Consider the following 9378-nt stretch of genomic DNA (forward strand, 5'->3'; position numbering starts at 1 on the left):
TCTTGCGCATCGCCAAAACGCTTCCAAGGATTTCCGATGCGCTGGATCACCCGTCCCGGCTGGCCGGGCCACCTGTTGGCCCTGGCCGCCGGCGCCCTCACCCCGCTGGCCCTGGCCCCCTACGGCCTGTGGCCGCTGGCGCTGCTTTCCGTCGCCCTGTTCTACCTCGGGCTGCGCGGCGTCACCCCGGGCTCGGCGCTGTGGCGCGGCTGGTCCTACGGCTTCGGCGCCTTCCTCGCCGGCACCGGCTGGATCTACTACAGCATCCACGACTTCGGCGGCGCCTCGCCGGCGCTGGCGGGTTTCCTGGTGGTCGGTTTCAGCGCCGGGGTAGCGTTCTTCTACGGCCTGCCGGCCTGGGTCTGGGCGCGCCTGCTGCGGCGCAACAGCGCCCCGGTCGCCGACGCCCTGGCGTTCGCCTCGCTGTGGCTGGGCCTGGAGCTGTTCCGCAGTTGGTTCCTCACCGGCTTCCCCTGGCTCTACACCGGCTACAGCCAGCTGCAAGGCCCGCTGGCCGGCCTGGCCCCGCTCGGCGGCGTCTGGCTGATCTCGTTCAGCATCGCCCTGTGCGCCGCCCTGCTGATCAACCTGCCGCAGCTGACCTTCCGCCCGATGCGCCTGGCGCTCGGCGTGGCGCTGCTGCTGGCGCCCTGGGTCGCCGGCCTGGCGCTGAAGAACCACGCCTGGACCACTCCGGCTGGCGCGCCGCTGACCGTCGCCGCGATCCAGGGCAACATCGCCCAGGAAATGAAGTGGGACCCCAAGCACGTCACCGCGCAGCTGGAGCTGTACCGCGACCTCAGCGCCGCGCAGCATGACGTCGACCTGATCGTCCTGCCGGAAACCGCCGTGCCGCTGCTCAAGGACCAGGCCACCGGCTACCTCGGCATGCTCGGCGACATGGCCACGCAGAAGCGCGCCGCGCTGATCACCGGCGTGCCCATGCGCCAGCGCGACGCCGACGGCGTGCACTACTACAACGGCATCACCGTGGTCGGCGACGGCAGCGGCGACTACCTCAAGCAGAAGCTGGTGCCCTTCGGCGAATACGTCCCGCTGCAGGACCTGCTGCGCGGCCTGATCAGCTTCTTCGACCTGCCGATGTCCGACTTCGCCCGCGGCCCGGCCGATCAGCCGCTGCTCAAGGCCAAGGGCTACGCCCTGGCGCCGTTCATCTGCTACGAAGTGGTCTACCCGGAATTCGCCGCCGGCCTCGCGGCGCAGAGCCAACTGCTGCTGACCATCAGCAACGACGCCTGGTTCGGCACCTCCATCGGCCCGCTGCAGCACCTGCAGATGGCGCAGATGCGCGCCCTGGAAGCCGGGCGCTGGATGATCCGCGGCACCAACAACGGGGTCACCGCGCTGATCGACCCGCAGGGCCGCATCGCCAACGAGATTCCGCAATTCCAGCAAGGCGTGCTGCGCGGCGAGGTCACCCCGATGCAGGGCCTGACCCCGTACCTGCACTGGCGCCTGTGGCCGCTGGGCACGCTGGCCGTGCTGCTGGTCTTCTGGGCCGTGGTGCGCCGCCAGGTCGCGCCCGAACAGCGGCGGATGTTCGGCTGAGGGCCGACCGTCCACGCCGACGCCGCTCCTGCGCAGGATGGCGTGGAGCGAAGCGGTACCCATCGTTGGCATGGGTATCGCGAGCCACCCCGGGGTTCGCGAGCAAGCTCGCTCCTACACGGTGCGTCCCGGCCCCGTAGGAGCGGATTTCATCCGCGATGCTCCTCAGCGGTAGAACAAGCGGTACCCCAGCAACCCCAGCGCCTCGTTGAGCAACTGGTTGCTCTGCCAGAACGACCGCGCCTCCGGCAGCCAGCCGCCGAACGGCCGGGCGTTGTCCACGCCGACGAAGCCCATCGGCGCCGGCAGCACCTCCAGGCCGTTGGCCTCGAAGCTCCAGACCGCGCGCGGCATGTGCTGCGCCTGGGTCACCAGGACCACCCGCCGCACCCCCGCCTCGCGCAGGATCTTCGCGCTCAGCACGGCGTTCTCCCAGGTGGTGCGGCTTTCCCCTTCCCGCCAGCGCACGCTCAAACCGTAGTCCTCGGCCAGGCTGTCGGCCATGATCTGCGCCTCGCTCGGCGGGCTGCCGTAGTGCAGGCCGCCGGAGGTCAGGATCGGCAGGCCGCTGGCCTTGGCCAGGCGCGCGGCGTAGCGCAGCCGCTCATGGGCCATCAACCCCGGCTGGTCGACGCCCCAGGCCGGGTCGCCGCGCTCGCGGCCGGCGCCGAGGATGACGATGGCGTCGGCGCGGCGCGCCAGGTCAGCCCATTGCGCAGGCGCCAGCGCGGGCTGGCGTTCGAGCAGGCGCGCGCCCCACTCCACCGTCAGCGGCAGGCTGAGCAGCCAGAAGCCGCCGAAGCCGGCGACGAAGCAGGCCAGCGCCAGGCGCGGACGCCGGCGCCGCAGGACGAAGCCCAGCAACAAGAGGATGAGCAGGATGCCCGGCGGCATCAGGATCTGTTTGACGAGGTAACGCAGCGGCATCGGCGGCTCCTTGTGGAGCGCCACAGCCTAACGGATGCGAAGGCGGATTCAACGTCCGCGCGAACCCCGGAACAGCTGCGAGCCGCAGGCGGTGCAGGGCATCACGCCGAGGTTGCGGCTGTAGGCCACGGGGGTGCCGCACAGGGCGCAGAGCAGTTGCAGGTGGCGATGGGTCAGGCGCGGCTTGCCGGCGCCCTGGCGGGCGCGGGTCTGGCGGGCCGGCGCGTGTTCGATCAGCGCCAGTTCCTCCGCCGCCGCATGCCAGCCGCGCAGCCAGTGCACGTCCTGGTCGAGGTAGGCGCGGATCAGCTGCATCTCGGCGCTGCTCAGGCCTCGCAGCTCCAGCTCCTCGGGATGCTCGTCACGCAGGCGTTCCGCGGTTTCGGCCTCGTCGAGGGCCAGTTCGAGTCGATGCAGCAGCCGCTCATATAGACCGGAACCCGACACACTTGCGCGATGCAGCTCAGCCATCAGTCACCTCAAGCAGGCGGAAACCTCCCGCCCTCAGGCCAAGCTTAGCGCCCCGGCCCCCGGCCCACCGAGCGCGCGACAAACGGCGCGGGCTACCGGCTGGGAGAGGGGTCATGTATGCTACGAAGCTTTCTGCTGCCGCCCGGTCCGCGTCCAAGCGGGCCGGCGAGTCGGAGGGTCCCCGACCTCCCCCGGCCACGCCGCATTTCTTCTCCGTACAGGTCCATACCGCGCCATGCACGAGCAATATCAGCCCCTCGAGATCGAGTCCCAGGCCCAGAAATTCTGGAACGAGCACAACTCCTTCCGCGTCGACGAAGTCGCCGGCAAGGAGAAGTTCTACTGCCTGTCGATGTTCCCGTATCCGAGCGGCAAGCTACACATGGGGCACGTGCGCAACTACACCATCGGCGACGTCATCAGCCGCTACCATCGCATGCAGGGCAAGAACGTCCTGCAGCCGATGGGCTGGGACGCCTTCGGCATGCCGGCGGAAAACGCCGCGATGAAGAACAACGTCGCGCCGGCCGCCTGGACCTACGACAACATCGCCTACATGAAGTCCCAGCTGAACAGCCTGGGCCTGGCCATCGACTGGTCGCGCGAAGTCACCACCTGCAAGCCGGACTACTACCGCTGGGAACAGTGGCTGTTCACCCGCCTGTTCGAGAAGGGCGTGATCTACCGCAAGAACGGCACCGTGAACTGGGACCCGGTGGACCAGACCGTGCTGGCCAACGAGCAGGTCATCGACGGCCGTGGCTGGCGTTCGGGCGCGCTGATCGAGAAGCGCGAAATCCCGATGTACTACTTCAAGATCACCGCCTACGCCGAAGAGCTGCTGGAAAGCCTCGACCACCTGCCGGGCTGGCCGGAACAGGTCAAGACCATGCAGCGCAACTGGATCGGCAAGTCGCGCGGCATGGAGATCGCCTTCCCCTATGAGCAGGCCTCCATCGGCGAAGCCGGCCAACTGAAGGTCTTCACCACCCGTCCGGACACCCTGATGGGCGCCACCTACGTCGCCGTGGCCGCCGAGCACCCGCTGGCCAGCCTGGCCGCCCAGCGCGACCCGTCGCTGCAGGCGTTCATCGACGAGTGCAAGCGCGGTGGCGTCGCCGAAGCCGACATCGCCACCCAGGAGAAGAAAGGCGTCGCCACTTCCCTGTTCGTCGAGCACCCGCTGACCGGCGCCAAGCTGCCGGTGTGGATCGCCAACTACGTCCTGATGACCTACGGCGAAGGCGCGGTGATGGCCGTTCCGGGCCACGACGAGCGCGACTTCGAGTTCGCCAACAAGTACGCCCTGCCGATCGTCCAGGTGATCGCCCAGGTCGAAGACGACAACGACTTCGAGCCGACCTTCTGGAAAGAGTGGTACGGCCTCAAGGACGACAGCGTCCGCACCGTCAATTCCGGCAAGTACGACGGCCTCGGCTACCAGGCCGCGTTCGACGCCATCGGCGCCGACCTCGAAGCCAAGGGCCTGGGCCAGGCGCGCACGCAGTTCCGCCTGCGCGACTGGGGCATCAGCCGCCAGCGCTACTGGGGCTGCCCGATCCCGATCGTGCACTGCGACGCCTGCGGCGACGTGCCGGTGCCGGCCGAGCAGCTGCCGGTGGTCCTGCCGGAGAACGTGGTGCCGGACGGCGCCGGTTCGCCGCTGGCCAAGATGCCCGAGTTCTATGAGTGCAGCTGCCCGAAATGCGGCCAGCCGGCCAAGCGCGAAACCGACACCATGGACACCTTCGTCGAGTCCTCCTGGTACTTCGCCCGCTACGCCTGCCCGCAGTTCGAAGACGGCATGCTGGACAAGAAGGCCGCCAACTACTGGCTGCCGGTCGACCAGTACATCGGCGGCATCGAGCACGCCATCCTGCACCTGCTGTACGCGCGCTTCTTCCACAAGCTGATGCGCGACGAAGGCCTGATCGACTCCGACGAGCCGTTCAAGGACCTGCTGACCCAGGGCATGGTGGTCGCCGAGACCTACTACCGCACCACCGCCAACGGCGGCAAGGACTGGTTCAACCCGGCCGACGTGGAAGTCGAGCGTGACGCCAAGGCCAAGGTCATCGGCGCGCGCCTGAAGACCGACGGCCTGCCGGTGGAAATCGGCGGCACCGAGAAGATGTCCAAGTCGAAGAACAACGGCGTGGACCCGCAGGCCATGATCGACGCCTACGGCGCCGACACCTGCCGCCTGTTCATGATGTTCGCCTCGCCGCCGGACATGAGCCTGGAATGGTCCGACTCCGGCGTCGAGGGCGCGAGCCGCTTCCTCCGCCGCGTCTGGCGCCTGGCCCAGGCCCACGTCAACGCCGGCTTCGCCGCCGCGGTGGCGCAGGACACCCTGGACGACGCGCAGAAGGAAGTCCGCCGCGCCATCCACCTGGCCATCAAGCAGGCCAGCCAGGACGTCGGCCAGAACCACAAGTTCAACACCGCCATCGCCGCGGTCATGACCCTGATGAACGTGCTGGAGAAGGTCCCGCAGGAAGACGCCGGCAACCGCGCCCTGCTGCAGGAAGGCCTGGAGACCGTGGTGCTGCTGCTGGCCCCGATCACCCCGCACATCAGCCATGTGATCTGGCACGAGCTGGGCCACAATGGCGCGGTGATCGACGCCCGCTGGCCGCAGGTCGACGAATCCGCCCTGGTGCAGGACACCCTGCAACTGGTGGTACAGGTCAACGGCAAGCTGCGCGGGCACATCGAAGTGCCGGCCGAAGCCAGCCGCGAGGACGTCGAGGCCACCGCCCGCGCCAACGAAAACGTACTGCGCTTCACCGACGGCCTGACCATCCGCAAGGTGATCGTGGTTCCCGGCAAGCTGGTCAACATCGTCGCCAATTGAAGGCATTCGCCCGCGGCGCCTTGCCGCGGGCATCCCGGATCAACAGGAGTGAGGGAAGCTTGATGAAACGTATCCTGACCAGCATCGCGCTGATCGGTCTGACCACCGTGCTGGCTGCCTGCGGCTTCCAACTGCGCGGCCTGGGCGATACGAACTTCGCGCTGAAGGAGATCGACCTGAGCGCGCGCAACGCCTACGGCGACACCGTCAAGGAACTGCAACGGCTGCTCGAGAACAGCGGCGTGAAAGTCACCAAGAGCGCGCCTTATCACCTGTTCCTCGCCCGTGAGGACGAGACCCAGCGCACCGCCAGCTACACCGGTTCCGCGCGCAGCGCCGAGTACGAGCTGACCAACACGGTCAACTACGAGATTCGCGGCACCGACAACCTGCTGCTGCTGGCCGACAAGGTCGAAGTGCAGAAGGTCTACCTGCACGACGAGAACAACCTGACCGGTTCCGACCAGGAAGCCGGCCAGCTGCGCAAGGAAATGCGCCGCGACCTGGTGCAGCAGCTCTCCCTGCGCCTGCAGATGCTCACCCCGGCGCGCCTGGCCGACCTGCAGCAGAAGGCCGAAGCCAAGGCCAAGGCCGAAGCCGACGCGCTCAAGGCCGCGGACGAGGCGGCCCGCCAGCAGGAACAGCAGCAGCCGCAGCAATCACCGATCGAACTGCCCAAAGCGCAGTAAAGGGATGAAGGGGCCGGCCATGCCGGCCCCAGTACTTTCATGAAGCTCAATCCCGCGCAACTCGCCAAGCACCTGCAGGGCAACCTGGCCCCCGTCTATGTCGTCAGCGGCGACGAGCCGCTGCTCTGCCAGGAAGCCTGCGACGCCATCCGCGCCGCCTGCCGCCAGCGCGACTTCAGCGAGCGCCAGGTGTTCAACGCCGAGGCCAACTTCGACTGGGGCCTGCTGCTGGAAGCCGGCGCCAGCCTCTCGCTGTTCGCCGAGAAGCGCCTGCTGGAACTGCGCCTGCCCTCCGGCAAGCCTGGCGACAAGGGCGCCGCCATCCTCCAGGAATACCTGCAGCGGCCACCGGAAGACACGGTGTTGCTGGTGACCCTGCCCAAGCTCGACGGCTCCACGCAGAAGACCAAGTGGGCCAAGGCGCTGATCGACGGCGACGGCGCGCAGTTCATCCAGATCTGGCCGGTGGACGTGCACCAGCTGCCGCAGTGGATTCGCCAGCGCCTGTCGCAGGCCGGCCTGGCCGCCAGCCAGGACGCCGTGGACCTGATCGCCGCGCGGGTGGAAGGCAACCTGCTGGCCGCGGCGCAAGAGATCGAGAAACTCAAGCTGGTGGCCGACGGCAACCAGCTCGACGCCGCCACCGTGCAGGCGGCGGTGGCCGACAGCGCGCGCTTCGATGTGTTCGGCCTGATCGACGCGGCCCTGGCCGGCGAGGCCGCACACAGCCTGCGCATGCTCGAAGGCCTGCGTGGCGAGGGCGTGGAACCGCCAGTGATCCTCTGGGCGCTGGCCCGGGAAATCCGCCAGTTGGCCGGCATCGCCCAGCAGTTCGGCCAGGGCGTGCCCCTGGACAAGGCCTTCGCCCAGTGCCGCCCGCCGGTCTGGGACAAGCGCCGTCCGCTGCTGACCAAGGCCCTGCAACGCCACAGCGGCGCGCGCTGGAACCAACTGCTGCAGGACGCCCAGCTGATCGACGCGCAGATCAAGGGCCAGGCCCAGGGCGACGCCTGGAACGGCCTGGCGCGCCTGGCGCTGCTGCTGGCCGGGCAACGCCTGCCGCTGCCGCCGGGCTGATCCGCCGCGCGAAGCCCCGTCGGGTAGCCTTTCGTAGGAGCGAGCTTGCTCGCGAACGGATTCCGCTGCGGCGATATTCGCGAGCAAGCTCGCTCCTACAAGGTTTGCCGCTGGCCTGCTCTGCCGCCTACGACCTTGCCGGCGACTCCCGCCGCGCCTGCCCCGGTGTGCGGTCCAGGGCGATGCCACGGGTATCCCGCCCGGTACTTATCAACAGGCAGATCAGCACCGCCACCGTGCCCGCGACCCAGGCCATCGCCGTGCCGTAACCGTGCGACTTGGCGATCTCCGCCTGCATCGGCGCGTTCACCGAAGCGACCAGGTTGCCCAACTGGTAGACGAAGCCCGGCAGTACCGCGCGGGTGCCCACCGGCGCCAGTTCGTTGAGGTAGGCCGGGATCACGCCCCAGGCGCCCTGCACCATGAACTGCATGAGGAAAGCGCCGACGCCGAGCATGAACGCGCCCTGGCTGAACGCCCACAGCGGCAGCACCGGCAGCGCCAGCAGCGAGGCGCCGATGATCGCCTTCTTCCGCCCGATGCGCTCGGACAGGCTGCCGAAGAGGATGCCGCCGAGGATCGCCGCGATGTTGTAGGCGATGGCGATCAGACTGACGGTGTGCGGGTCGAAGCCGTGCTGCAGCTTGAGGAAGGTCGGGTAGAGGTCCTGGGTGCCGTGGCTGAAGAAGTTGAAGCAGGCCATCAGCAGCACCGCGTACAGGCACAGCTTCCACTGGCTGCGTAGCACCGGCCACAGCGGCGTCGACTCCTGGCGCTCGCGCGCGGCCTGCCAGATCGGCGATTCCGGCACCTTGAACCAGATGAAGAACACCAGCACCACCGGCAGGCAGCCGACGATGAACATGCCGCGCCAGCCGAGGAACGCGAAGAACGCCCCGTAGACGATGGAGGCGATCAGGTAGCCCGCCGGGTAGCCGGCCTGGAACAGCCCGGAGACGAAGCCGCGCGACCGCTCGGGAATGGTCTCCATGGCCAGCGACGAGGCCACGCCCCAGATGCCGCCCATGGCGATCCCGTAGACCACCCGCAGCGCCAGGAACACCGCGAGGTTCGGCGAGAACGCCGAGAACAGTTCGAGCACCGAGTAGCAGACGATGTTGGCCATCAGCACCGGCCGGCGACCATAGCGCTCGGCGGCGCGGCCGAACACCAGCGCGCCGATCGGGCGCACCGCCAGGGTCAGCAGGATCGCCAGGGAGACCTGCGGCAGGTCCACCGAGAAGGTCTGGGCGATGTCGCTGAGCACGAACACCAGCAGGAAGAAGTCGAAGGCGTCCAGCGTCCAGGCGAGCACGCAGGCGATCACCACGTTGCGCTGGGTTGGGGACCATTGCTGCATTGCGAATCTCCAGTCGGGGGGATCGACCAAAGCGCCCCGCTCCCTGCGCGCCATGGCGTTGCATAGGCAGCTACGAATCTAGCCGAGCCGATCGAGCGCGCCATAGCCGTCCAGTTGAAAAACACTGTTACAAACTCACGAACAATCCCCCAGCGCACGCCGAACGCCGCCCGCGACCGCTCGGCGGCGGCGGGCCGGGCGCGGCTGACCGAAGGCCTGAACGGCCCATGGACTTTCCCCGGCAAAGCGCCCATGATGCCCGCGCCCGCAAGGGGCGGGCGTCCACTTCGAGGTGAAAGCCATGGCGAAGAAAGCCAAACGGCCGAACAAGGCCAAGTCCCTGATAGCCCAGCCGCTGTTCCGCAGCCGCCAGGAAATCCCGCTGAAAGGCAAAGGCAGCTACCGCCGCGAAGCCTCCCGTAACTGGG

8 protein-coding genes are annotated in these 9378 nt (G+C 68.3%); 5 read left to right on the forward strand and 3 right to left on the reverse strand.

Going from position 1 to position 9378, the window contains the following annotated elements; genetic code table 11:
* Positions 1–36 precede the first annotated feature (36 nt).
* Positions 37–1569, forward strand: coding sequence for an apolipoprotein N-acyltransferase (gene lnt, locus P3W75_RS01360; RefSeq protein WP_276225570.1), 1533 nt, complete (start codon positions 37–39; stop codon positions 1567–1569).
* Between the two features lie 165 nt (positions 1570–1734).
* Here the strand turns inward: lnt and P3W75_RS01365 are convergent, their stop codons facing one another.
* Positions 1735–2496 (reverse strand): YdcF family protein, encoded by a 762-nt coding sequence (locus P3W75_RS01365; protein ID WP_276225571.1) that lies wholly within the window; start codon positions 2494–2496, stop codon positions 1735–1737.
* A 48-nt stretch (positions 2497–2544) separates the two neighbouring features.
* On the reverse strand, positions 2545–2967 hold the full coding sequence (locus P3W75_RS01370) for a hypothetical protein (protein ID WP_276225572.1): 423 nt from the start codon (positions 2965–2967) through the stop codon (positions 2545–2547).
* Between the two features lie 235 nt (positions 2968–3202).
* Here P3W75_RS01370 and leuS point away from each other — a divergent pair, with 235 nt between their 5' ends.
* The 3 genes from leuS (at position 3203) to holA (ending at position 7590) form a co-directional block, all read left to right on the forward strand.
* On the forward strand, positions 3203–5824 hold the full coding sequence (leuS, locus tag P3W75_RS01375) for a leucine--tRNA ligase (RefSeq protein WP_276225573.1): 2622 nt from the start codon (positions 3203–3205) through the stop codon (positions 5822–5824).
* Between the two features lie 62 nt (positions 5825–5886).
* Positions 5887–6513 (forward strand): LPS assembly lipoprotein LptE, encoded by a 627-nt coding sequence (lptE, locus tag P3W75_RS01380; protein WP_276225574.1) that lies wholly within the window; start codon positions 5887–5889, stop codon positions 6511–6513.
* A 39-nt stretch (positions 6514–6552) separates the two neighbouring features.
* Entirely contained in the window at positions 6553–7590 is a 1038-nt protein-coding gene (gene holA, locus P3W75_RS01385) for a DNA polymerase III subunit delta (protein WP_276225575.1), read from the forward strand.
* Between the two features lie 127 nt (positions 7591–7717).
* On the opposite strand, the gene P3W75_RS01390 is transcribed toward holA, so the two are convergent.
* Positions 7718–8950 (reverse strand): MFS transporter, encoded by a 1233-nt coding sequence (locus P3W75_RS01390; protein WP_276225576.1) that lies wholly within the window; start codon positions 8948–8950, stop codon positions 7718–7720.
* A gap of 301 nt (positions 8951–9251) precedes the next feature.
* Here P3W75_RS01390 and arfA point away from each other — a divergent pair.
* Positions 9252–9378, forward strand: a 127-nt coding sequence (gene arfA, locus P3W75_RS01395) for an alternative ribosome rescue factor ArfA (protein ID WP_276225579.1), incomplete at its 3' end; no start/stop codon positions are given.

Source organism: Pseudomonas citronellolis (assembly GCF_029335315.1).
GTDB lineage: Bacteria > Pseudomonadota > Gammaproteobacteria > Pseudomonadales > Pseudomonadaceae > Pseudomonas > Pseudomonas citronellolis_A.

Bases quoted from the DNA above. Each gene is read 5' to 3' on its own strand.
- P3W75_RS01370 (WP_276225572.1), bottom strand. From the start codon at position 2,967: ATGGCTGAGCTGCATCGCGCAAGTGTGTCGGGTTCCGGTCTATATGAG.
- lnt (WP_276225570.1), top strand. From the start codon at position 37: ATGCGCTGGATCACCCGTCCCGGCTGGCCGGGCCACCTGTTGGCCCTG.
- lptE (WP_276225574.1), top strand. From the start codon at position 5,887: ATGAAACGTATCCTGACCAGCATCGCGCTGATCGGTCTGACCACCGTG.
- P3W75_RS01365 (WP_276225571.1), bottom strand. From the start codon at position 2,496: ATGCCGCTGCGTTACCTCGTCAAACAGATCCTGATGCCGCCGGGCATC.
- holA (WP_276225575.1), top strand. From the start codon at position 6,553: ATGAAGCTCAATCCCGCGCAACTCGCCAAGCACCTGCAGGGCAACCTG.
- P3W75_RS01390 (WP_276225576.1), bottom strand. From the start codon at position 8,950: ATGCAGCAATGGTCCCCAACCCAGCGCAACGTGGTGATCGCCTGCGTG.
- leuS (WP_276225573.1), top strand. From the start codon at position 3,203: ATGCACGAGCAATATCAGCCCCTCGAGATCGAGTCCCAGGCCCAGAAA.